The following is a 25,095-nucleotide window of genomic DNA, read 5'->3' as shown; positions in this document are numbered from 1 at the left end:
CGCTCTATAACTTTAGTCGTATTCCGTTCGTCGCTTTCCTGGCTCATATATGAGAGCAACAAATGATCAGTTTAATCGCTCTATCAGTACGCACATTAAAAGTCTGCCCAAGAAACTGATCATCATAGAAAAATACAGGAGTTTAAGATGAACATTTCTGAAGCCGCAAGCTATGGCGTAGATCCATCGCAACAATTTTACCGTCAATATGGTGTCAATGCCCTGTTACCTGAAATTCAATGGACGGAATTATTTAAGCCCAGCCACTTAAAAGATACTCACATTCAGGCACTCAACACCTTGTATCAAAGTGCTGTTCCGCTGGCATTACAAGTATTCGATGAGTTGAATTTTGATGTTTTCAGCCCTGCCGCCTATAAACCGCAAGGTTTGGGTCTATTTGATCGACTCGCTGAACAGGAAGAGAAGCTGATCGAATCCTTAAAAGCCGAGTCTAAAGACTTAACCGACCCAGTACGTCACCAGATTTGGAGCATGTTATTGCGCGGGGGTGCGGTGCTGGTGTTTAAAGCATGGCTTGGAAAAGTCAAAACCGATGAGAACCTGCTCGATACCACCCAGTTTGATGAATTGTCGGATCTGCTTTTTATTAAAACCCCACCTTTGGAATTGGCACAACGCTTAGGTGTCAATGCCCATGCCAATGAAGATCATATTTTCCTGCTGTATGGCAGTGATGTCTATTTAGACCGTTTTAACAGCCTGGAAACCGCGGCCCTATTTGTCGATTTAGGTGTATATGATGCAGCATTTTTAAGTTTGCGCGATGACAGTGTGGCTGAATACCTGAAAGAGAAAGCCTACGTTTCTCAAGAGCAAATTGATGATCTGCAATGTGCATTAAATCCACTATTTTGCACCGACCATACGCCCAGACAAAGCTATGTCGCCTAATCTAAAGCGCTCAATACTTTGAATTTCAAAACACTGCTCACAACAAAAAGGCACTTTCATTAAGTGCCTTTTTTCATTCAGTGTGCTGTCTAGAAAATCACATTCTCTTTTCTTCAATATTTAAAGCACTAATCGCCAATACGGCTTGCGTACGGTTTTGCACATTCAATTTACGGAAAATAGCCGTGACATGCGCTTTAATGGTTGCTTCAGAAACATCAAGCTCATAAGCAATCTGTTTATTCAGTAGGCCTTCAGCCACCATCATCAATACACGGAATTGTTGCGGTGTCAGCGACTGAATACGTTCTGCCAGTGCAGTTTCATCTGCTGCACGTGGATCAAAATTCAGATTGGCAGGCAAGTTTGGCGGTAACCAGATATCACCTTCCAGCACTTGGCGAATTGCCTCACCAATATGGCTTGGATGGGCAGATTTAGGAATATAGCCCATTGCACCATGCGCAATCGCGCGTTGAATAATTGAAGTTTCTTCATGTGCAGAAACCACAATGATCGGAATTGAAGGATATTGTGCACGTACATGAACCAAAGCTGAAAAGCCCGAAGCGCCTGGTAAATTTAAATCCAATAAGACCAAATCCGGTTCTGGTCCGTTATCTAAGCGTTCATACAACTCATTTACTGCAGCCGTTTCTTGAATTTGAGCTTGCGGTAAGCTGTAACGAACGGCCTGAATTAAGGCATGACGAAACAACGGATGGTCATCAACGATTAAAATATTCATAAGCGACATGAAGGATTTTGTGCACAGTGGTTTCTATTCTAACCATAGTCACGCATTTAAGGATATGCAAGATCTCACTATTTTTGCATTTAAACTCATATTCGCAATAAGAAATTAGCAAAACTCTGTATTTTCTTAATTTGTTTAAACCTCATCACTTTTTCATATAAATTTTATCGCATAAAGCAAAATACTTATTAAGAATCAATATAAATCTATAAATCAAATAATTAACGCTTCCTTAAAGCTTACTTCATGACAGTTTTCTGTATATCTCAAAATCAGATAACTTTTCTGTATTTGCTTAGTTTACAGGCTATCGCAGGTGCTGATTAATAACCATATTCCGATATTTTATTGTTTTAGGTTATCCCAAAATGTCTATTTTAAATACACAAAAACCCTTAAATATTGTTGCTGTATCGGGTGGTTTGAACAACCCGTCAAAAACTGAAGCTTTGGTTCAAGCGATTCTGGACGAACTGGGTGAAGCCACGCCGATTAATGTCCATTTCATTAAATTCAGCGAAATTGGTCAATTGATGGGGGGTGCGATCTACCGTAATCAATTACCACAACGGGTACAGGATGATTTGGCTGCCGTAGAAGCAGCAGATGCGTTAATTGTAGGTACGCCAGTGTACCGCGCATCATTTACCGGTCTATTTAAACATTTCTTTGATTTTGTAGAACAAACAGCATTGGTGGATGTTCCTGTCCTGCTTGCAGCTTCGGGTGGTTCTGAACGTCATGCATTGGTTCTTGAACATCAACTTCGTCCATTGTTTAGCTTCTTTCAGGCGCAAACTTTGCCCATCGGTGTTTATGCAACCGACCGCGATTTCACTCCTGAATACAGCATTCACAGCGAATTCTTGCGTGACCGCATTACTTTGGCAGTGGCACGTGCACTCCCTATCCTTGAATGGGCACCGGCTAAAGGACAACGTGCGGCAGTGGTGAAAGAAAAAACCCAACAAGCCAACCAAAATTTGGGCATTAATAAACAAATCGAGCAGGAAGAAGTGCTTCCATCTGCGGCAGTGCCAAGCCTAGATGCAGCAGAATCTCGCCTGCACAGTAAAAAAGTACCGAAGACTCAAGTCGCTTAATCTGCGACTTTCACCTCGAGGGTTTAGATATGTCCCAACCACCCGCACAACCACAAGTACAGCAAGACAACCATATAAAATTTGCCTATTGGGTACCGAATGTCAGCGGCGGCTTGGTGGTGAGTAATATTGAACAGCGTACCGACTGGAGCTATGAGTACAATGTAAGACTGGCTCAAGCTGCCGAAAAAAGTGGCTTTGAGTATGCACTGACGCAGATTCGTTTTACTGCTGGCTACAACGCAGAAAATCAACATGAGTCAGTAAGCTTCAGTCATGGCATTTTGGCTAAAACGGAACGCTTAAAAGTAATTGCGGCGATTTTGCCCGGCCCTTGGAAACCAGCACTGGCTGCCAAACAATTGGCAACGATTGACCATCTGACCAATGGACGTATTGCCATTAATGTGGTCAGTGGCTGGTTCCGCGGTGAATTTGATGCGATTGGCGAAGAATGGCCAGAACACGATCAGCGTTATGCCCGTTCAGAAGAATTTATTCGTTCTTTAAAAGGAGTCTGGACTCAAAATAATTTCAGTTTTGAGGGCAAGTATTATCAATTCAAGAATTACACCCTAAGTCCAAAACCGGTGCAAAAACCGCATATTGAAATCTTCCAAGGTGGCAGTTCGCGTGCTGCACGTGATATGGCTTCACGTGTTTCAGATTGGTACTTCACCAATGGCAACACGCCTGAAGAAATCAAAAAGCAGGTCGATGATATTCGCAAAAAGGCTAAAAGCAATAATCACAGTGTCAAAATTGGTGTCAATGCGTTCATTATTGCACGTGAAACTGAAGAAGAAGCGCAATCCGTTCTGCAAGAAATTGTGGATAAAGCCAATATTCAAGCCGTGAATGCTTTTGGTGATGCTAGCCGTGAAGCAGGTGCTTCAACATTAGAGGGTGAAGGTAACTGGGCAAAATCGACTTTTGAAGATTTAGTGCAGTATAACGATGGCTTTAAGACCAATCTGATTGGAACTCCACAGCAAATTGCACAGCGTATTCTGGAATTGAAAGCAGTCGGTGTCGACTTGGTATTGTCAGGCTTCTTACACTTTATTGAGGAAGTTGAATACTTCGGTGCGAAGGTATTGCCTCTGGTTCGGGAACTTGAAGCAAAACAGCAACAAGAACAACGGGTTCAAGCCAAGTCAGCTTAACCACTTTTGAGAATAATAAGAAGAATAAAAAGTAGCTCCATTTTCCCCTCAAGGCTCGGCTTGAGGGGTTTTTTATGCAAATACAGTAGTCATATTACAGATTGCTACTTACAATCGCAGTCATCTGAATAAGGAAAATGTCAATGTATACAGGTATTGTTCAAGGCTTGGAAAAAATCATTGAAATTAAAAAAGGTGATGGTTTTATTACCATTGTGGTCAGCAACCAACATCACTTTTTTGGCGATATTTTTATTGGTGCAAGTGTTGCGATTAATGGCGTATGTCTAACCGTCACCACCATTGATACTGCACTGAATCAAATTCATTTTGATATTTCCGAGGTCACTCTAGCACTCACCAGCCTAAAGAATTTAAAAGTCGATGATCAGATTAATATTGAGCGTTCTGCCAAAGTGGGTGCTGAAAACGGCGGACATAACCTGTATGGACACATCGAAGGCACTGCTCGGATCAAGCAACTGGAACGGCGCGGTGAGACTTTCCACATTGACCTTCAGATTCCAAACGGTAATATCAAATATTTCTTCTTAAAAGGTTTTATAGGGCTAAATGGTTGCAGTCTCACCATTAACCGTGTCGACCGCGAAACCCATGAAATTTCGGTCGATCTGATTCCTGAAACGCTTCGTTTAACCACCTGGAAAGATGCCCAAGCTGGTGATGAAGTAAATTATGAAATTGACCAAATGACCCGAACTTTGGTCGATACCTTAGAAAATATCCATCAGCGTTAAGCCTTATTTTTCAATTTTTACCGAGTTGCATAATAAAAAAGCCTTTATCTAAAGGCTTTTTGAGTTTCGGATAAAATACCACGTCAAGAATAGAAACTCGGATCTGGTACTTTACCGGTCAATAGCCATTCCCCGACTTCCTGATATTTATAATCAATCGGATCATGTAGCGTCTGGGTACGGACATTGCGCCAGAAACGACCTAAATTCAGTTTGGCTGTGGTCGCACGTGCGCCCATCACCTGAAAAATGTTCTGAGTGATAAATAGCGAAGTATGGGTCGCAGCAATTTTTGCAGTGGCAATGGCAATGCTGACTTCACCGCGTTGCTCGGCTGTTAATTTCTCACCTATATCCCAGGCATTTTGCAGCGTCTCCACCGCTTTATTTGCCAATAAACGCACGCCTTCAAGCTGTACATAAAACTCGGCAAAATGCTTTTGGGTAAAGGGATCATTCACAGCATTTTCAGCCAAAGATTTTGACCATGCTTTTTGAGTTTGTACGGTTTGTTTTGCAGTTTCAAAGGCACCTTCTGCCACGCCCAAGAACAGATGCACAAAGATGAGCTGTGCCACCAGAGGACGCAAGCTCGAATAAGGTGTGCTGAGTGGCCCCGGATTGAGCAGCAATTCATGCTGCTGAATTTTGACCTGCTCGAAATGACTGGTTCCGCTGTCGGTCTGGCGTTGCCCCATATTGTTCCAGTCACCTAAAAAGCTCACTCCGTCACGCGCAGTTGGAATCACCCCTATCAGTAATTTTCCATCCTCGTTATAACCTGAGCAAAGCAGGATATCCGAATCCATCGAGCCTGAACAAAAGCTTTTATCGCCATGAAATACGTATTCATTTTCGGAAACTTTGACTGCCGTGGTTCGTCGATCCAGCGGATTTAAAGCATTGCCCCAAAACAGATTTTGTTGTGCTGTTTGCTCAAACCATGTTGCATATTGCTCAGGTTGTGAAAACAGTTGCACCGTTGCAATCAATAAATGGTGAAAACCATAAACATGCGCCAGTGAACTATCCACTCGGGCAATGGTCTGAATGGTTTGAAAAATCGTTTTCCAGTCTGCCCCTTGTCCACCATGTTGGGTAGGAATAGAAAGACCCAATAAGCCACTTTGACGAATTAAATCACGCTCCAATTTTGGGTTGCCGCCCTGTTTGTCACGTTCAGCCGCAGTGGTTGCAAACTGTTCGGCAAGTTGTCGGGCGATCTCAATCGGGTGAGCTGAGCTTAACGATGTTGAAGCATTCATAATATGGTCTGATTATTCCTGTGTGTTTAGTTTAGCAGATGAGTTTTTGCTGCTTTATCTCAATGCCTGCAATCTTTATACGCAAAATAAAATACCGCCTGAAAAATACAGGCGGTCATGAATCAAATCGCTTACTTGTCGGGATAGACGGTCGCGATCAGATTGTCTACCACCTGTGGATCGGCCAAGGTTGAGGTATCCCCCAACGTATCCAGCTCATTGGCAGCAATTTTTCTTAAAATGCGACGCATGATTTTACCGGAACGGGTTTTAGGTAAGGCCGGTGCCCAATACAAGGCATCCGGTGTAGCGACGGGTCCTAACACCTTACGCACCCACTGGATCAGCTCCTTACGTAGCTCGTCAGATTCTTCAAAATCGGCTTGTAAGGTCACGAATGCACAAATGCCCTGACCTTTAATATCATGCGGCATACCGACGACCGCAGCTTCAGCGACATGCTCATGCGCCACCAAGGCACTTTCTACTTCTGCCGTGCCTAAACGGTGTCCAGAAACATTCAGCACATCATCCACCCGACCGGTAATCCAGTAATAGCCATCTTTATCACGACGTGCACCGTCTCCGGTAAAATAAGTTCCCGGATAAGTCGAGAAGTAGGCTTCAATAAAACGCTCCGGATCACCCCAAATGGTGCGCATCTGACCTGGCCAGGAATCCTTGATAATCAGGTTCCCTTCCGCTTCACCTTCCAGTTCTTTACCTTCTGCATCGACAATAGCGGGTTGTATGCCAAATAATGGACGGGTAGCCGAACCCGGTTTTAAATCTGTGGCTCCAGGTAATGGTGAAATTAAAATCCCGCCAGTTTCGGTTTGCCACCAAGTATCGACGACGGGACAACGGCTTTCACCCACCACCGTGTAATACCAATTCCATGCTTCCGGATTAATCGGCTCACCCACGGAACCGATTAAACGCAAACTGCTGCGGTCACTTTCGCGGACAAAGGCATCACCTTCACGCATCATGGCGCGAATCGCGGTTGGTGCGGTATAGAGAATGGTGACATTGTGCTTGTCAACAATATGCCCAGTACGTGCCCAGGTCGGATATTGCGGCACACCTTCAAACATGACTGTGGTGGTACCGTTAGACAATGGCCCATACAGTACATAGGAATGTCCGGTAATCCAGCCTACATCTGCGGTACACCAGAACACATCATCCTGCTTGATATCGAAAACTTCGCGGAAAGTCGAGTTTACATAAGTCAGATAACCGCCAGTGCTATGTAACACTCCTTTCGGTTTTCCAGTTGAACCCGAGGTATACAGAATAAATAAAGGATCTTCCGCATTCATCGGTTCAGGCGGGCAGATTTCATTGACCGACATGATTTCCATGTGATACCACAGGTCACGTCCTTCCTTAAGTTCAATCGGATTGCCGGTACGGTGCACCACTATCACATTTTGAACCGATTCAGTTCCCTGCACATTGAGTGCAGCATCAACATTTTCTTTCAGTGGAATCGGCTTGCCACCGCGCATGCCGGAATCGGCAGTAATCACGACTTTTGCCTGACAGTCTTCAATCCGGCTGGCCAGTGAGTCTGGCGAGAAACCGCCAAATACTACACAGTGCACCGCACCAATTCGTGCACATGCCAGCATGGAAATAGCAGCTTCAGAGGTCATGGGCATATACAGCACCACACGGTCGCCTTTGGTCACTCCATGTTTTTTGAGCACATTGGCAAAACGGCAGGTTTCATCATGTAGTTCTTTAAAGGAAATAATTTTATGTCGTGAAGGATGATCGCCTTCCCAGATAATTGCCGGCTTATGCGGATGTTCTTTTAAATGACGGTCTAGACAATTGGCACTCAGATTAAGCTGCCCATCGGCAAACCATTCGATCTTGAAATTATCCTTGTCGAAGCTGGTATTTTTGACTTGGCTAAAAGGTTTAATCCAGTCCAGTTTATTGGCTTGCTCTGCCCAATATTCATCAGGCTGATCAATGGATTGTTGATAACGCTCGAAATATTCAGACTCGGTGGTACGAGCGGTTTTTTTAAATTCTTCTGGTACAGGATAGATCTCTTTCATAGGTACTTCCTTGCTTTTTTCATCTCATCACGAGATGCTATGCCACGTTATTGATTTTATTAAATGCATACACACAGTATGGCGATTATTTTTCAACCGCTTCAATCATGCTTTGGTCGTAGTTTATTTATATAATTTAAAACACAGACTGCTTATCGTATACAACAACAAAAATGGTCTTATTCGTATCTGATCTGTTCATTTGATCTTATAATTTAACAAGAAAATGCTTTCAATGCTGTACCCCAACCTCCATTTTCTTAGCTCACTCTTACTCGGAAAAGCATATGAACCCGCAAGACTCATCCCCCTTTTTTTCCCGACCGCAACCGACACGTTCAGATAATCCATTATCTCCAGAAGGTCGTTTTGGTCGCTTGAGTTCAATCGGCTGGTATGGCTTTATTCACTTAATTACTTTCTTTGCCACCATTGCACTTAGCCTGACCATGGGTATTTTCAACCTGACTACCCTCTCGGTCGACAATCAGTTTGTGAATACTTTAACCGGGCTAGCAGGAATCGGCTTCGTGGTGATTTTGGTACTGTACATCTATTTTTTGATGGTGATTACAGTACGTCGTTTGCATGACCTGAACCGCAGTGGCTGGCTAATTCTGTTGTTTCTGGTGCCGCTACTGAATATTTTTATGGGTCTATATCTGCTTTTAGCCTCAGGCACCAAGGGTCTCAACAATTATGGTTTGCCGCGTGAAACCCCGGTCTGGGAAAAAATACTGGCGTGGCTGATGATTATTATCACTGTGTTAAGTTTCTTGGCTTCAGGCAGCATCGTCTCTTATATGTTTGGTGCCGGCGAACTGGAAATGCCGCAAGAAGTCATTCAAAAAGGCACTCAGTATTTTTAAAAGCTGCTGACAGTTTTCTGACAAAATGTCCGGTAATACGTTTTATTACGGCTTAAATTATGAGTGAGTTTCAGGCAAAATAGCGCATAATTTTTATCATTCGGAAAACCAGTGGCTGAACAAAACAATGCCTTGAGTGAAGTAACTCAAGGCACATCAGATTTGTTGCACGAAGCAGGTGAAAAAACGGCACAAACCGTACTTAAACACACAGCAAAATACAATGATGCCTATTCGACCATCGATAAATTTGTCGAGGCATTCTGGGAACGTTTACCTTATATCTGTATTGCGCTGGTGGTGTTTACGATTTTCTATTTACTGTCAAAATTGTTTAAATTTTTTGTCCGTAAAGCTTTAACAGACCGCAGCTACACCAAACAGAATTTAGTCCTGGTGCTCAACCGGGTCGGTAGTTCAGCCATCATGTTCTTTGGTTTCCTGATTGCCATGGTCATTGCCATTCCAGGATTCACCCCGGGTCAGCTGATGAGCGCATTGGGGATTGGTTCGGTTGCGATCGGTTTCGCGTTCAAAGACATCTTCCAAAACCTGCTTTCCGGTATTCTAATTTTACTGGGCGAACCGTTCAAAATTGGTGATGACATTATCGTATCGGGCATGGAAGGTACGGTTGAAGACATTCAGATTCGTGCAACTTTTTTACGCTCCCCCGATGGTCGTCGTATTGTGATTCCAAATGCCACTGTTTATACCAGTGCAGTGACAGTAAATACCGCCTATCAACGTCGCCGTTGTGAGTTTGTAGTCGGCATTGGCTATGAAGATGATATTCAGAAAGCCAAAAATATCATTATGACCCTTTTGGATAAAAACCAGAGCATCCTTAGCCAGCCTGCGTTTAGTGTCAATGTCAGTGCGCTTGCAGATTTCTCAATCAACCTGAATGTGCGCTGGTGGGTCGATACCACTGAAACTAGCACGTCGGCCTCTATCAGCGAAGTTCAGGAACAGGTGATTAAAGCCTTCGCGGAACACAATATTTCTATTCCTTACCCAGTACAGGAAGTGAAAGTGTATCGGGGCAGTGAAGCTGAAGCGACTGAATCAGCACGTGCTAAATAAGCGACCAAGTACGTAAGGAATTACGGTTTCGGTTCGAATAATACGGTTGCCTAAGCTCACCGCTTGGCAGCCGTTTTTTATCAGTAAATCCACTTCATAGGGAATAAAGCCGCCTTCGGGGCCAATCACAATCGTACAGGGATGATCAATCGCAAATGGCATTTTCATGTCTGCATACGGATGGGCCACATAAGCTGGACAATTTGCGGTAATTAAACTGGGCAGCACATCTTCTACAAAAGGTTTAAAGCGTTTATAGATTTCAATTTTCGGTGCAATGGTATCCCCGGCCTGTTCTAAACCTAGAGTCACGTACTGATCTAGCTGTTGTAAAAACGGGGTTTGCCAATAGCTTTTATCCACCCGATAACTGTGCAAAAGAATAATTTTTTCTACCCCCAAGGTCACGCTATCCATAATTAAACGGCGTAGTACTTTTGGACGCGGCATCGCCACAATTAAAGTGACTGGAAGTTTTTCAGCCACACGCTCTTCTTTAATGGGTTTTAATTTTATCGCTTGTTCAGTCACTTCCACAATTTCAGTCAGATAGCGCTTTCCTTCACGAATGCCCACTTTTAAGCTGTCACCGAGTTGCACATCAATATGCTGTTTTAAATGTTCCAGCTGACGTTTCGAGGTAATCGACCAAAGCTCTGATTCAGTTTGACGCGGGTCAAGAAGGACGATGTTCATAAGACTCAGCTTTAAAAAATGTGATGCTCTATGCTACCGCGGAAGGCGACATGGATGTCGCCCGCAGTGCTGAGGTACAGGATGTACCTTCAGCACTGCAAAAGATTTTTGCTACTTTTAATCTTTTAAAAGTAGCAAAGACCTACACGACAAAATAAGAACCTATCCTGACTTTTGAGGTCGTGAATGCTTTGATCTGAGATTATTTTTAAAGATACTGATCAATTACCGCAATATGCTTGGCTAAAGATCCTGTATTTTTCTGCATGATCTGCTGCGCCGCAATGTTTAATCTGGCAGCTTTATCTTGATCGGTCAAAAATTCAATTAATTCCTTCGCTGCCTGCTCTGTATCATTTAAAACTTTTACACCGCCTACAGCGATAAATTCATCAACAATGGTTTGGAAATTAAAGTAATTTTTACCCAAAACTGTCGGTACATTTAATGCAATCGGCTCTAAAATATTATGTCCACCGCCCGGCTCGTTCAACGAACCGCCGACAAAGCAGACTTGGCTTAAGGCATACCACAGCCACATCTCGCCCATACTATCGGCTAAATAGACTTGGGTATGGGTTTGAATTTCTTCACCTAAACTACGACGTTGAGTTTTTAGATCTAGAGTTTGTGCAAGCTGAAACACTTCATCGAAGCGTTCCGGATGGCGTGGCACAACAATGACCACAATCTCTGGATTTTGCATCAGATAAGGCTTTAACGCGTTCAGTAGTTTTTGTTCTTCTGGCGCATGCGTACTGGCGAGGGTAATAATTTTACGTGACGATAAATTCCAATTTTGCTTCAGTTGTTCGGCCTGTTGAATAGATGTTTCAGGTGCATGAATATCAAACTTGATACTGCCCAAGACCTGACTTTTATTTTTAGGCATGCCTAAATTTAGGAAACGGTCTAAGGTCGCTTGATCTTGTGCCAGTAACTGGTCTAAACCATTCAGCATGCCTCGGGTCAGCGCTTGAACTTTGCCGTAGCCTTGGGCAGATTTTTCCGAAAGTCGGGCATTAATCAGCAAGCAGGGCACTTTAAATTGCTGCGCCTGATCAATTAAATTTGGCCAAATTTCAGTTTCTACCAAAGCCAATAATTTTGGCTGATATTTCTGATAAAACGCCTGCACCAAATGTTTCTGGTCTGCAGGCAAATACACAGCCTGAAACAGCTGCTCATACGGGGCTTTTAAAAACAGGGATTTTGCACGTGCCTGGCCAGTCTTGGTGGTATTGGTCACTAAAACTGCATGACCTAATTTTAAATAATGTTCGATTAAAGGTTGCGCCGCATTGGTTTCGCCCACTGACACGACATGAAACCAGATAGCATGCAGGTTTTTAGGCGGCTGGAAAGGGCCAAAGCGCTCAAGACACTCTTGTTGCAATTGCTCCATATTCAACGCACGTTTTTTGATCTTCCATTGATACAATGGTTTAATGACGGATAATGCTGCGTTGTACCAAAAAGGAGTAGCCAAACAAGTTGCCTCTAATTGTGTTCAATCGGCAAAATATAACAGAGCAGCCTCCACATGTTAATGAATTCTGCTCTGCTCAATGATTTATTCTGCTTTACCGCTGGATCAACTTAGCTTTCGGCTAGCTGTTTATTAAGGAAAGGATAATCAATATAACCTTCTGCCACATCGGTTCCAATCATATTTTCAAACTTCAATTCATTCAGTGGTTCATCTTCCACCAAACGCTCAAAAAGGTCAGGATTGGCAATATAGGCTTTACCAAAAGACACCGCTTCGGCTTTGCCCGATTCCAATAATTCAAGCGCATCTTCACGGCTTAAACGCATATTGGCAATATACGGCACACCATTTGAACGTGCTTTCATCTCTAAACTGATGCTGTCATCGGCTAAATATTCACGGGTAAAGAAGAAGGCAATTTTACGTTTACCGAGTTCTTCTAGCGCATAACCAAAAGTTTCTTTTGCATTGTCATCACCCATATCATGTTCATCGCCACGCGGTGCCAAATGCACCCCAACACGACCTGCACCCCAGACTTCAATTAGGGCATCCACCACTTCAAGCAGAAAACGGCTACGGTTTTCAACTGAACCGCCATAAAGATCGGTACGCTTATTGGTTGAAGTTTGCAAGAACTGGTCAATCAGATAACCATTGGCAGCATGTAATTCCACCCCATCAAAACCGGCAGCTTTGGCACGAATCGCAGACTGTTTGTATTGCTCGGTAATCGCTTGAATTTCTGATATTTCTAGGGGACGCGGCACCACGTATTCACGTTTTGGACGTAACAAGCTGACATGACCAGCCTGTTGTACGGCACTGGCTGAAACCGGCGTTTCACCCTTTAACAAATCAGGATGCGATACCCGGCCGACATGCCACAATTGCGCCACAATCAAACCGTTTTTGGCATGTACGGCATCAGTAACCAGTTTCCAGCCTTCAACTTGCGCATCGGTAAATAAGCCCGCCGTTTTTTCATAGCCATTGGCTTCTTCAGAAATTACCGTTGCTTCTGAAATGATTAAACCTGCGCTTGCACGTTGTGCATAGTACTCGGCCATCATTGCGGTCGGCACACGATCTACAGTGGCACGGCTACGCGTCAAAGGTGCCATCACAACACGGTTTTTAAGTTTAAGTTCACCAAACTGAATCGGTGTTGAAAAATCTGTCATCAAGCAATCCTCTTACAGCTTGCCCGGACTGATTAAAGTCTAAAGCGCATGCTGTAAATGTTGTAAAAATTCCTGGATCAGTGCTTCATTACGCGAGAAATAAGACCATTGCCCATATTTGGTTACATCAATCAGTCCTGCCTGTTGCAGCACCGACAAATGATTGGACATGGTCGATTGAGAGATATCGGCAATTTTTTCCATCTGCCCTGCGCACACGCCACGACTAAAATCATTTCCGCACTCTTCAGTGGAAATGTAACGCTCAGGCTCTTTTAAACATTGCAGAATCTGACGTCTAATCGGGTTGGCTAAGGCTTTATAAATTGCTTCTGTGTCCATCTCATTTCACTCATGTCATGATCAGCACCTTACCTAGAATCATTATATCGAATTTATACGATATTAATATCGAAATTTATCGATATTGTATATTCATTTTGTAAATTGCTGCAATTTTGTACAACTTCACTCTATTCTAACATTGTCTGATCATTGAGTTTCATTAACTCAAGTCTCTTAATTTTAAAGCTAAAAAAACAGAGGACAAGCCTCTGTTTTTCAAGCCATAAACTTATAAGCCCTGTTTTAAGCTGGCTTCAATAAATTTATCCAAATCGCCATCCAGCACTGCACCCGTGTTCGAGCTTTCCACACCGGTACGCAAATCTTTAATACGTGAATCATCCAGTACGTAGGAACGAATCTGGCTGCCCCAACCGATATCCGATTTGGTATCTTCCAGTGCTTGAGCGGCATCGTTACGAATTTGCATTTCACGTTCGTACAGTTTTGCACGTAGCTGTTTCCAGGCATGGTCACGGTTGGCATGCTGTGAACGCTGGTTCTGACACGCCACCACAATTCCTGTTGGTGCATGGGTTAAACGTACCGCAGAGTCGGTTTTGTTAATATGCTGACCACCGGCACCCGATGCACGATAGGTATCAGTACGAACATCCGCAGGATTGATATCAATTTCAATGTTGTCATCAACTTCAGGTGACACAAATACTGCAGAGAATGAAGTATGACGACGGTTACCCGAGTCAAAGGGCGATTTACGTACTAAACGGTGAACACCGGATTCGGTACGTAACCAGCCATAGGCATAGTCGCCTTCTACACGAATCGTCGCCGATTTAATTCCAGCCACATCACCGTCAGATTCTTCCATCAATTCCGCTTTAAAGCCATGACGTTCAATCCAGCGCAAATACATGCGCAGCAGCATTGAAGCCCAGTCCTGTGCTTCTGTACCACCAGAACCCGCCTGAATTTCCACATAACATGGGTTTGGATCCATGGGATGACTGAACATACGACGGAATTCAAGTTTTGCCAGTTCAGATTCAGAGGCATCTAATTCTGCTTGCACATCTTCAAGCAAACTTTCGTCATCTGCTTCAACCGCTAAATCTAGCAACGCTTGCGCGTCTTCAAGTTGCGTCGATAAACCTTCAAGTACATTGAGTACGTTTTCAAGCTCGCCTTTTTCTTTGGCCATGGCTTGTGCACGACTTTGATCATTCCAAATCGTCGGATCTTCTAACTCGCGGAGAACCTCTTCCAAACGCTCTTTTTTCAGATCGTAGTCAAAGATACCCCCGTAGTGTTTGACCACGGTCGTTTAAGTCTTTTAGTTGGTTTAGATAAGGATTAATTTCCACGTGAATTACTCTCAATCAGAATACTAGGCTTAAATAGGCAGTAATTATAACACAGAGCATGGATGCAATTTTAGAGGAGCTACGATCAGATCACTGCTGACATTTTTAAAATTTTTATTGATTTAAGTACGTGAATCGCCCTTAAAGCCTTAAATAAATGCTTGGTATATTTATTAAAAAGATTAGGATCTGTTGACATTTGCTGTTCAAAAAAATAGCGAGAAAGTAGAATTCAATCGCCAAACTAAATTCACTCCTCGCTATGCCTCGTACAATGCTGAATGATCAACACTGGTCTAAGCTGAAATCTTACGGAGCAGTGCTCCTCATCTCCAATTTCGGTATTTATCTCAAACAGAATTTAAGATTGTTTATTGAAGCGATCCTTTATCGGATTAGAACGGGATGTCCTTGGCGTGATTTACCTGATGCTTTCGGCAAACCAAACTCTATTTTCAAGAAATTCAGCCGATGGAGTAAAGATAATAAGTTACTCAAAATATTTAAGTTATTATCTAGTCATGCAGATTTAGAGTGGATCTTTATTGATGCTAGTCATATTAGAGCTCATCAGCATGCGACTGGCATCTATCATCAAGCTATTTCAAAAAGCATCGGTGGAAATAGCTCTAAAATACATTTAGCTGTGGATGCCAGTGGGAACCCTATCGAATTCATCATTGGTGATGGCACAACGCACGATGTGAAAGTTGCACCTGATTTGATCGATGGCTTGGATTTAAAAGAAACAAAAATACTATGTGCAGACAAAGGTTATGATTCTGAGCCTCTCAGAGAGAAAATCAAAAAAACTCAAACCAAAGCCAATATTCCAAAGAAGTGTAATTCTAAATCTAGCAATCAACATATGGATTGGTATTTATATAGAATCAGACATTTAGTTGAGAATACATTTGCGAGGTTAAAACATTTCAGAGGAATTGCTACTCGTTACGACAAGCTAAAGCAGAACTACGAAAATTCAGTTGCTTTAGCGTATATCTTTATTTGGTTACCCTTATGAAATGTCAACAGACCCTAGTCTCAAAACAGCTAAAATTAATTTTTAATTTAAATCCGGCTTATACAGAATAAATCTTTAAAGACTCAATTTTCGTCCAAATTATCATCTGGTATTTAGACAATTCAGTGATCAAAAAATGAGTAAAAAAGCAGACTCAATTGAGGTTATTTTTTAATATTAACTTACTATTGTGTTACAAAATACTTAAAATTTTATTAAAAATTCACATAAATTCATTAACTCTCCATAATTTTAATAAAACAAAACATTTAAATAATATTATTTTTTTCAAATACTTAACCATTTAAACTTACATAAGATTACGTTAGCAACATTTGAGTAACCTTGCGATGATTGACCCAGATTTTTTTTGCTCTAGACTTAAACTTGTAACAAAAAATGTATTAATTTTAACCATAAATTTTAGGGGTAGTATCCATGAAAAAATTAGCCATTGCTTCAGCACTTCTTTCTGCTCTAGCAGTAACAGGTACAGCAAATGCATACCAAGCCGAAGTAGGCGCAGCAGCAGCTTACGTGGATCCAGATAATGGCAGTTCAGGTAGTGCTTTTGGTGTAAATGGTACTTATTACTTTAACCCCGTGCAAACTCGTAATGCCCCACTTGCAGAAGCAGCGTTCCTTGACCGTGCAAGTAACGTAAATGCACAAGCAACATTTGCTGATCGTGGTGATGTAGATGACAACACTTATGGTATCGGTGCAGAAGTTTACGTACCAAATTCTGACTTTTATTTAAGCGGTAACATCAGTCAAAATCAAACAGAACGTTATGATTTTTTAGGTCAAAAATTTGACTTTGACACCACATACTATGCCGCTGAAGTCGGTTACCTTCCAGCTCCAGGCCTATTGATTGCCGCTGGTCTTAAAGGTTATGACAACGACTATGACGATGGCGTAGATCCAACACTACGTGCAAAATATGTTACCACCTTAAGTAATGGTAAAGACATCAACCTAGAAGCTGGTGCTGCATTTGGTGATCTAGATGAATACAATCTTGCTGCCGATTACTTCATTGATAAAACACTAAGCGTTGGTGCTGACTATCATAACAATGACTTAGTTGATCAAAGTGAATTTGGTATCAATGCACGTAAATTCATTAACCAACAAGTAAGCCTTGAAGGTCGTGTTGGTTTCGGTGAAATCGGTAACAATGACTACAACTCATTTGGTGTAGCTGCAAAATACCGTTTCTAATCACCTCTTAACCTACTTTTCATAAAATGGCCCATCTTTAGATGGGCCATTTTTTTGCACTCAAAAAAAGCATTTAGGTATTTTTTGCACATTGACGGGGCGAATATAAACTGTACAATTTGTTACAACTGTTAATAAAACAGTTATATTTTTATAACAAAGAGAGAAATATAAATGCTTAAGAAACTTGCTCTTGCTACAGCACTTCTTGCCAGCCTAGGGACTGCACATGCTTACCAAGCTGAAATCTATGCTGCATATGAAAATACTGATATTGATGATACTGATGGCGTTGATACATATGCAATTGGGGGGAAGTATTATTTAAATGGGGTTCAAGTTAAAAATGCTCCTCTTGCTGAAGCTGCTTTTTTAGGTAAAGCCAGCAATATTGGTTTGGCTTATGCCAATGCAAGCAACGATGAAGAAGGCATTGAACTTAAAATTGATACTGTAGGTATCAATGGTGAATTCTTTATTCCCAATACACAATTCTATGTTGCGGGTAGCTTAAATCGAGCAGAAATTACTGTTGAAGATGATTTCATCAAAGCATCAGATGATAATACCGGTTATGCAATTGAAGCAGGTTACTTACCAATCAATGGCTTGCTTTTAGCTGCGGGTGTTTCAAAAGAAAACATCGATGCACATCAAGTCGCTAAAAAAGGTTTTATCAATACTTATAGTGCTGCTTCTGCATTAGCAGATGATACCGCGCTTACCTTGCGTGCTAAATATGTAACTTTGATTGGCAACCACTATGCTAACTTTGAAGCATCAACTGCATTCGGTGATGAAACAGCGTATGGCTTAGCTGCTGATCTTTATATTGACCCAACTTTAAGCGTGGGTGTATCGGTTAATGATGCGACTTTAGATGATTTTGACACTGTATTTTCAGTTCGTGCTCAAAAATTCTTTACTCCAGCAATTGCTGTAGGTGTTAATTACACCACAACTGATGGTGCTGACTCATTCGGTATTAACGGTACATTCCGCTTCTAATCAGACCCGATGAATCAAATCAATAAAAAAACCGCTCAATTGAGCGGTTTTTTTATTGTGCTAAATGTATGACCCGCAGTTGTAAACTGACGTTGCCATTAAAGTCATTTTTATCGATTTCATACACCAGTCGAATACTATTTTGCATGGCATCAAATTCAAATTTCTCACTGGCATTAAAGGCAATCGCTTCCACAATTTGGCCATTTTCCAAAGCCAAACGCAATTTCAAATGGGTTTCTTTCAACCAGCGATAATCCAAGACTTTAAATACGCCTTCAAAAATCGGGGACGGAAACTTTTGTCCCCATGGGGTTAGATTTTGCAGCAGATCGACTGTATCAATTTGAAAATTTTCTGTCGGTAATTCACCATCCGTCCATACAGTCGCATGAAACAGTGATTCATCCAGAGTTGAAATTAACTGCTCAAAAGCGTGCTTAAATTCTTCAAAATGCTGTTTCTTGATGGTTAAACCCGCTGCTACGGCATGTCCCCCAAAGTGACTGACCAAATGCGGATGTTGTTCCGCAATCAGTTCAATCGCATCCCGAATATGCACGCCCTCTATGGAACGTGCAGAACCTTTGATATGAATACCATCGTCATCTGCCGCAAAAACAATACTTGGACGATGAAACTGTTCTTTCAGACGACCTGCCACAATGCCAATCACGCCCTGATGCCAATACGGTTCAAATAAAATTAAAGCCGCAGGTAAATCTGCCTGATCCAATTGCAAGTTTGCTAATTCAGATAAGGCCTCTTGTTTCATCTGCGCTTCCACCTGACGACGCTCAATATTCAATTGATTCAACTGCTGCGCCAATGGATAAGCCGTTTGCATATCACTTGCCAGAAGACATTCAATACCAATGTCCATGGTTTCCATGCGCCCAGCCGCATTAATTCGTGGACCAAGTACAAAGCCCAAATCTTGGGCTTTGAGTTGCGACGGTTCGCGTGCTGCAATATCGAGTAAAGCACTAATCCCTGCACGACATTGATTTTGCTGAATCCGTTTAACCCCGGCATCGACCAAAATGCGATTGTTATAATCTAGACTTGCGACATCTGCATAAGTACCCAGTGCAACCAGATCTAAATACTGGGTCACTTTGGAAGTCGACTTTCCGAATTTGCTTCGATAACTCGACAGATTGGCAAGTAAGTAAAATGCAACCCCCACCCCAGCCAAGGCCTTACTCGGAAATTCACAACCCAGTTGATTCGGGTTGACTACAGCTTCCGCTTTAGGCGTTTCCTTGGTGGTCAAATGGTGATCGGTAATAATCACCTGCATGCCATGTGCTTGCGCTTGTTCAACGCCTGCATGACTGGAAATACCGTTATCGACCGTAATCAGCAGGTCTGGCTGATAGCGGGTAAAAGCCAGATCGGCAATTTTGGGTGTTAAACCATAGCCATACTTGAACCGATCCGGAACCAAATATTTAACATTGGCACCCATATCCCGTAAAGCTAAAACCATCAATGCGGTGCTGGTTGCACCATCGGCATCATAGTCACCGACAATAACTATTTTTTTATTTTCATCAATCGCTTGATTCATAATTTGAATGGCTTGTTCTAAACCCTTCATATTTGGAGCGAGTAAATGTTTCAGTTTAAATTCAAGTTCTTGTTCAGATTGCACACCACGGCGCGCTAAAATTTGCGCAATAAAGGGCGACACGCCCTGAATATTTTCAGGGCGTGTAATAAAAGGTCGTTGCTGAATCAGGGTTTTTGGCATTTAAGGCATGAGCCGTTGTAATTTCCACGTAGCGTCGATTCTTTCATAACTTAAGCGGTCATGTAAACGGTTTGGCCGCCCTTGCCAAAACTCATAATAGTCCGGCACCAGACGATAACCACCCCAGAATTCTGGTTTGGCCAATTCTGTTTTTTCTGCAACCCGATCTTGCAAAGCCTGGAATCGTGTTTGCAATTCTTCACGGCTAGCAATGACTCCACTTTGTGGTGTACTGATATGCGCGGCAATCTGGCTATCCCGTGGACGTTTATGATAATAGTCGGTCGACTCTGCCAAGGAGATCTTTTCAACTTTACCACTCACCCGAATTTGACGTTCCAGTTCAGGCCAGTAGAACAGCAGTTCCGCATAAGGATTTTCGATTAAATCCAAACCTTTTTGACTGTCATAATTAGTATAAAAGTCATAACCTGCCTGCGTTGCACCGCGTAATAATACGGTACGTACGTGCGGACGACCTTGCGCATTTGCCGTGGCCAAAGACATGGCATAGGGTTCATGCAACTTGGCTTCTAAAGATGCGTTAAACCATGTTAAAAACTGTACATGTGGATTCTCATCTACATGCGCTTCATGTAATTCACCTTTTTGATAACTTAAGCGAAGTTCGCTCAAGTCTTTAATCACATCATTCATATTGTTCCCTTAAGCCGCATTGGCACGCACAGCATCTGCAAGATGGTTGGCTAAATCGGTGACTTCCTGAAGCTCTTCACCTTCCACCATCACCCGAATGACCGGTTCAGTGCCCGATTTACGAATCAGTAAACGACCTCGACCTTTAAGTTGTTGTTCCGCTTTTTCAAATTCAGTCACCAGTGCAGGCACAGCATAGGGATCAAACATTGCGTCTAAGCGAACATTTACCAGTACATTGGGCAATAAATGGAAATCTGCAACCAATTCATGCAAGGCTTTTTTCTGTTCAACCATAACAGTCAATACTTGCAAGGCTGCAATAATCGCATCGCCTGTGGTGCTCTTGTCTAGCGTCAAAATATGCCCGGATGGCTCACCGCCAATCACCCAGCCATTTTCATCTAGTGCTTGCAATACATAACGGTCACCTACACTGGCACGTATAAATGGAACTTGCGCTTTTTCGAGTGCCAATTCAAGTGCCATATTGCTCATGACCGTACCGACAATTCCGGCAGGTTTCTGGCTCGCTTGGGTCGCCAGAATATAAAGGATGTTATCGCCATCAACCAACTGGCCATATTTATCCACCAAAACTACGCGGTCTGCATCCCCATCAAAAGCAATCCCTAAGTCAGCTTGATGTTCAAGCACTGATTTTTGCAGACTTTCAGGATGGGTTGAACCACAGTCTTTATTAATATTTAAACCATCAGGTTCGTTATAGAGTGCAATAACTTTAGCACCTAATTCTTTAAAGACCGAAGGACCTACGTTATACGCAGCACCATTGGCACAATCCACCACGATCTTTAAATTACTTAAGTCAAAATGGTAAGGAAATGTGGATTTACAAAACTCGATATAACGGCCGTTGGCATCTTTAACACGAACGCTTTTACCCAGGTTTGCGGTATCTTCAATTTTCAATTCTTTTTCAAGTTCTTGATTAATTGCCTCTTGAACTTCATCGGGTAATTTTTTGCCTTCGCTTGAGAAAAACTTAATCCCATTATCAAAATAAGGATTATGCGAAGCTGAAATCACAATGCCTAAACTGGCATGCAAAGCACGGGTTAAATGTGCAATTGCGGGGGTTGGCAATGGTCCCAACAAATGAACATAGACTCCAGCAGCATTTAAACCAGCTTGTAATGCAGATTCTAAAATATAGCCAGATAAACGGGTATCTTTACCCATAACCACGATGGGCTTGGTTTTCTTACTATATTGTTTTAATACTTTACCTGCCGCAAAGCCTAGCTTAAGCGCAAATTCAGGTGTAATTGGAAGCTCCCCAAACTTTCCGCGAATGCCATCTGTTCCAAAATAACTCATTTTTCACTCACTTCTTATATATATGATGATATTCATCATCCAATTTTATCCGCAATTACTTTACACCAAAATCAAAAAAGCCGTCATAAAAATGACGGCTTTTCATGGCTTGGCTTACTAAAAATCAACCAACGCGGTAGTTTGGCGCTTCTTTAGTAATGGTCACATCATGCACATGGGATTCAGACATACCTGCCGAAGTGATTTTTACGAATTTCGCATTTTGACGAAGATCTTCAATCACTGCAGAACCGGTGTAGCCCATAGATGAACGTAAACCGCCCATCATTTGATGCACAATGTTGCCCATAGGACCTTTATAAGGTACGCGACCTTCAATGCCTTCCGGGACGAGTTTTTCCTGACCTGCTTTAGCGTCCTGGAAATAACGGTCTGCAGAACCTGTCGCACCCGCCATTGCACCCAATGAGCCCATACCACGGTAAGCTTTGTAGTAACGGCCCTGGAAGAATTCAACTTCACCAGGCGCTTCTTCAGTCCCTGCCATAAGTGAACCGACCATGATGGTGCTCGCACCTGCACCAATGGCTTTTGCCATATCGCCAGAGAAACGAATACCACCATCAGCAATTAAAGGAATCTGATCTTTCAATGCATTTGCAACAGAATCAATTGCAGACATTTGCGGCATACCAATACCGGCAACGATACGTGTAGTACAAATTGAACCTGGACCAATACCGACTTTAACCGCATCCGCACCGGCATCAAGTAAAGCCAATGCAGCATCACCCGTTGCGATGTTGCCGCCAATCACTTGCACTTGTGGATAGTTGGCTTTAACCCAACGAACACGTTCGATTACACCCGCAGAGTGACCGTGTGCAGTATCTACTACAATCACATCCACGCCTGCTTCAACCAATGCTTCAACACGTGCAGGTGTTTCAATTCCTGTACCCACTGCCGCACCAACACGTAAGCGGCCAAGGTCATCTTTACAGCTGTTTGGATAAAGCTCTGCTTTACGGAAATCAGTAACCGTAATCAAACCTTTAAGTTCGTTGTTGTCGCCAACCACCAATACTTTTTCAATACGGTTTTTTTGTAATAAGGCTTGGATATTTTCTTTAGATTCGTTTTCACGAACAGTCACCAAACGGTCTTGCCCAGTCATGATGTTGCTGACTGGCTGTTCCAGATTGGTCACGAAACGTGTATCACGACCAGTGACAATGCCGACCACTTTGCCATCTTTAACAACAGGTACACCGCTGATATTGTTGGCTTGAGTCACCGCAATTAATTCACGAACCGTTGTTTCTGGCGTCACAGTGATAGGGTCTTTCACCATCCCTGCTTCGAATTTTTTCACACGGCGTACTTCAGCTGCTTGAGCAGAAATATCCATATTTTTATGCAGGATGCCAATACCACCGTTTTGCGCCATCGCAATCGCCATACGTGATTCTGTCACAGTATCCATTGCAGCTGAAACAAGAGGAATATTCAGATTAATGCCACGAGTAAGGCGTGTCTTTAGAGAGACATCTTTTGGGAGGACAGTTGAGTAGGCAGGCAGTAATAAGACATCATCAAAGGTTAGCGCTTCTTGAACGATGGTCAACATAACAGTCTCACTGGTAATTTCCGTGCGCTATTATAAACAAAAAATACAGGTTTATTCATGTTAATTGCAAAGCACAGTGAAAAATAAATTTACATTACTGCACATTTAAGAATTTTTTTGTTCAAAAACAGCAACTCTGCTGAATTATATGACTTAAGACTTAATTTTAGCGACGATTAAACTAAACCACCTGATCAAAATCATCATTGCTTGGCTCTGCTGTTTCAAGGGATATAAACGGAATCATATTGTAGGCACATCGGGCTTTATTGCATTGCTCATCGGCAATTTGCACTTCCTTGCAGCTGGAACTGTGTGCTTCATACATTCCACAGCTTACCTGCTTGCCTATTTCACCTGTCAGGGCAATACAGCGTGGTGACTTTTGATGGGTGCCAGTCATACACGAATACACTGCTGTTACAGGTTGCGTATAGTGGTCCGGCATGGCAAGACCTTCTGCCCAATAAAATGAAACCCGGAAATAGGCGCAGCACGCGCCACAGCTTAAACAGGCATCCTGCGTGGGGATTTGAGACAACATTCTTATCAATCCCTATCATCAAAAGTTTAATTTTTAGACAGGAATATTAAAAAATGTTGTTTTTATACGCAAGGAAAATCAGTGAACAGCCGAGATATTATTCAGGACAGGTAAATACGGTTTCATCCATCAAGTCGATACCGCACTCTAAAGTTTCAATCCAGTCCAGGAACTGGTTAACCTGCTCTTTACCCATAAATGGCGTACCGTGCTGCGGCACAATCATTTCAATATCCATGGTGCGAACCATTTTTACCCAAAGGCGAATCACTTTATTGGAACACATATAGCGCTGGTGAAAGCTTTTCATCTTGGGAATATGCGCTGCAAAGTTTTCCAATGGTTTAGCGGCATCATCCACCATTGATGCACCCATATCACCGGAAAACAGGATTTTTGCAATCGGATCGTAAAACTGGAAGTTACCAACGGAATGTAGGAAATGCGCGGGCACTACAATAATACGTGATTCGCCCAAAGGAATAATCCCACCGTGATCCGGCAATTCAATCAGGCGTTCCAACCATCCACCTTTCATTCGGTCACTCATAAAGGCCGAGTTCAAATGCGGTAAGAAACGTGCCCAGAGTTTAGAAGCCACCACTTTGGCTTCGCTATAGACCAACCAGCGCGGCATCGAGGTAATAATATCGGGGTCCTGATGGGAAGCCATCACATAATCAAGATTGGTCAGGCGGGTATATTTATTCAGCTCCATGGTCAGTGGAACATAGGTTAAATCACCGCCTGGATCCAGCACTGCGGCACGTTCATGATCTAGAATTAGAAACTGGTTGGCTTGTACACCCTCACCTTTGACCAGGCTGGTAAAGCTAATACATTTATGTGTGCCATTATCAAATAACACTTGTGATGTAGTGCGATCAAATGCCATAACCTATTCCCCCAAA

General features: G+C 42.6%; 23 protein-coding genes. 9 read left to right on the top strand and 14 right to left on the bottom strand.

Annotated elements, in window-relative coordinates:
• Window positions 1–147: 147 nt before the first annotated feature.
• Complete coding sequence (locus tag AY606_RS12875; protein WP_067869358.1) at window positions 148–915, top strand: hypothetical protein; 768 nt, start codon at window positions 148–150, stop codon at window positions 913–915.
• A gap of 97 nt (window positions 916–1,012) precedes the next feature.
• Here the strand turns inward: AY606_RS12875 and AY606_RS12870 are convergent, their stop codons facing one another.
• Window positions 1,013–1,663, bottom strand: a complete 651-nt coding sequence (locus tag AY606_RS12870; RefSeq protein WP_067869355.1) for a response regulator — start codon at window positions 1,661–1,663, stop codon at window positions 1,013–1,015.
• 377 nt (window positions 1,664–2,040) lie between these two features.
• Between AY606_RS12870 and msuE the strand changes: the two genes are divergently transcribed.
• From msuE to AY606_RS12855, 3 genes are all read left to right on the top strand, one after another.
• Window positions 2,041–2,775: an FMN reductase gene (gene msuE, locus AY606_RS12865; RefSeq protein WP_067869352.1), complete on the top strand. Its 735-nt coding sequence runs from the start codon at window positions 2,041–2,043 to the stop codon at window positions 2,773–2,775.
• A gap of 29 nt (window positions 2,776–2,804) precedes the next feature.
• The gene (sfnG, locus tag AY606_RS12860) at window positions 2,805–3,941 is read left to right on the top strand and encodes a dimethylsulfone monooxygenase SfnG (RefSeq protein WP_067869349.1); all 1,137 of its coding nucleotides are present in this window, start codon (window positions 2,805–2,807) and stop codon (window positions 3,939–3,941) included.
• A gap of 143 nt (window positions 3,942–4,084) precedes the next feature.
• Window positions 4,085–4,699 (top strand): riboflavin synthase, encoded by a 615-nt coding sequence (locus tag AY606_RS12855; protein ID WP_067869346.1) that lies wholly within the window; start codon window positions 4,085–4,087, stop codon window positions 4,697–4,699.
• Window positions 4,700–4,782: 83 nt separating this feature from the next.
• Here AY606_RS12855 and AY606_RS12850 read toward each other — a convergent pair whose 3' ends face one another.
• Together AY606_RS12850 and acs are read right to left on the bottom strand one after the other, a co-directional pair.
• Window positions 4,783–5,964 carry an acyl-CoA dehydrogenase family protein gene (locus AY606_RS12850; RefSeq protein WP_067869342.1) on the bottom strand — a complete coding sequence of 394 codons (1,182 nt, stop codon included), beginning with the start codon at window positions 5,962–5,964 and terminating at the stop codon, window positions 4,783–4,785.
• Window positions 5,965–6,095: 131 nt separating this feature from the next.
• The gene (gene acs / locus AY606_RS12845; protein WP_067869339.1) at window positions 6,096–8,039 is read right to left on the bottom strand and encodes an acetate--CoA ligase; all 1,944 of its coding nucleotides are present in this window, start codon (window positions 8,037–8,039) and stop codon (window positions 6,096–6,098) included.
• Window positions 8,040–8,326: 287 nt separating this feature from the next.
• Between acs and AY606_RS12840 the strand changes: the two genes are divergently transcribed.
• Window positions 8,327–8,908: a DUF805 domain-containing protein gene (locus AY606_RS12840; RefSeq protein WP_067869336.1), complete on the top strand. Its 582-nt coding sequence runs from the start codon at window positions 8,327–8,329 to the stop codon at window positions 8,906–8,908.
• A gap of 111 nt (window positions 8,909–9,019) precedes the next feature.
• Window positions 9,020–9,994 (top strand): mechanosensitive ion channel family protein, encoded by a 975-nt coding sequence (locus tag AY606_RS12835; RefSeq protein WP_067869333.1) that lies wholly within the window; start codon window positions 9,020–9,022, stop codon window positions 9,992–9,994.
• On the opposite strand, the gene AY606_RS12830 is transcribed toward AY606_RS12835, so the two are convergent.
• The 5 genes from AY606_RS12830 to prfB form a co-directional block, all read right to left on the bottom strand.
• Window positions 9,977–10,690, bottom strand: a complete 714-nt coding sequence (locus AY606_RS12830) for a 16S rRNA (uracil(1498)-N(3))-methyltransferase (protein WP_067869329.1) — start codon at window positions 10,688–10,690, stop codon at window positions 9,977–9,979. The genes AY606_RS12835 and AY606_RS12830 overlap by 18 nt on opposite strands.
• A gap of 208 nt (window positions 10,691–10,898) precedes the next feature.
• Window positions 10,899–12,179, bottom strand: coding sequence for a 3-deoxy-D-manno-octulosonic acid transferase (locus AY606_RS12825; protein WP_067869326.1), 1,281 nt, complete (start codon window positions 12,177–12,179; stop codon window positions 10,899–10,901).
• Between the two features lie 110 nt (window positions 12,180–12,289).
• On the bottom strand, window positions 12,290–13,366 hold the full coding sequence (locus AY606_RS12820; protein ID WP_067869323.1) for an alkene reductase: 1,077 nt from the start codon (window positions 13,364–13,366) through the stop codon (window positions 12,290–12,292).
• 39 nt (window positions 13,367–13,405) lie between these two features.
• Window positions 13,406–13,708 carry an ArsR/SmtB family transcription factor gene (locus tag AY606_RS12815; RefSeq protein ID WP_067869321.1) on the bottom strand — a complete coding sequence of 101 codons (303 nt, stop codon included), beginning with the start codon at window positions 13,706–13,708 and terminating at the stop codon, window positions 13,406–13,408.
• A gap of 232 nt (window positions 13,709–13,940) precedes the next feature.
• A protein-coding gene (prfB, locus tag AY606_RS12810) for a peptide chain release factor 2 (protein ID WP_155858206.1) occupies window positions 13,941–15,036 on the bottom strand; the annotation gives its coding sequence in 2 pieces (ribosomal slippage) (window positions 13,941–14,963 and window positions 14,965–15,036; 1,095 coding nt in all).
• 262 nt (window positions 15,037–15,298) lie between these two features.
• Between prfB and AY606_RS12805 the strand changes: the two genes are divergently transcribed.
• The 3 genes from AY606_RS12805 to AY606_RS12795 all read left to right on the top strand — a co-directional run bounded on the left by AY606_RS12805 (window position 15,299) and on the right by AY606_RS12795 (window position 18,295).
• Complete coding sequence (locus AY606_RS12805) at window positions 15,299–16,060, top strand: IS5 family transposase (RefSeq protein WP_067869313.1); 762 nt, start codon at window positions 15,299–15,301, stop codon at window positions 16,058–16,060.
• A 438-nt stretch (window positions 16,061–16,498) separates the two neighbouring features.
• Window positions 16,499–17,287, top strand: a complete 789-nt coding sequence (locus AY606_RS12800; protein WP_067869310.1) for a putative porin — start codon at window positions 16,499–16,501, stop codon at window positions 17,285–17,287.
• A gap of 174 nt (window positions 17,288–17,461) precedes the next feature.
• Window positions 17,462–18,295: a putative porin gene (locus tag AY606_RS12795; protein WP_067869307.1), complete on the top strand. Its 834-nt coding sequence runs from the start codon at window positions 17,462–17,464 to the stop codon at window positions 18,293–18,295.
• A 52-nt stretch (window positions 18,296–18,347) separates the two neighbouring features.
• Here the strand turns inward: AY606_RS12795 and recJ are convergent, their stop codons facing one another.
• The 6 genes from recJ to AY606_RS12765 form a co-directional block, all read right to left on the bottom strand.
• The gene (gene recJ / locus AY606_RS12790; RefSeq protein ID WP_067869303.1) at window positions 18,348–20,051 is read right to left on the bottom strand and encodes a single-stranded-DNA-specific exonuclease RecJ; all 1,704 of its coding nucleotides are present in this window, start codon (window positions 20,049–20,051) and stop codon (window positions 18,348–18,350) included.
• A complete protein-coding gene (gene pdxH / locus AY606_RS12785; protein ID WP_067869298.1) occupies window positions 20,052–20,708 on the bottom strand; it encodes a pyridoxamine 5'-phosphate oxidase in 657 nt (218 codons plus the stop codon).
• Window positions 20,709–20,717: 9 nt separating this feature from the next.
• Complete coding sequence (gene glmM, locus AY606_RS12780; protein WP_067869295.1) at window positions 20,718–22,049, bottom strand: phosphoglucosamine mutase; 1,332 nt, start codon at window positions 22,047–22,049, stop codon at window positions 20,718–20,720.
• Window positions 22,050–22,173: 124 nt separating this feature from the next.
• The gene (guaB, locus tag AY606_RS12775) at window positions 22,174–23,640 is read right to left on the bottom strand and encodes an IMP dehydrogenase (RefSeq protein ID WP_067869292.1); all 1,467 of its coding nucleotides are present in this window, start codon (window positions 23,638–23,640) and stop codon (window positions 22,174–22,176) included.
• Between the two features lie 181 nt (window positions 23,641–23,821).
• A complete protein-coding gene (locus tag AY606_RS12770; protein WP_067869289.1) occupies window positions 23,822–24,184 on the bottom strand; it encodes a YkgJ family cysteine cluster protein in 363 nt (120 codons plus the stop codon).
• A 97-nt stretch (window positions 24,185–24,281) separates the two neighbouring features.
• Window positions 24,282–25,079, bottom strand: a complete 798-nt coding sequence (locus AY606_RS12765) for an oxygen-binding di-iron domain-containing protein (protein WP_067869286.1) — start codon at window positions 25,077–25,079, stop codon at window positions 24,282–24,284.
• Window positions 25,080–25,095 lie beyond the last annotated feature (16 nt).

Origin of the sequence: Acinetobacter sp. SFB, from assembly GCF_001647545.1 — a bacterium.
Lineage (GTDB): Bacteria > Pseudomonadota > Gammaproteobacteria > Pseudomonadales > Moraxellaceae > Acinetobacter.
This window is presented reverse-complemented; position numbering and strand designations above follow the sequence as displayed.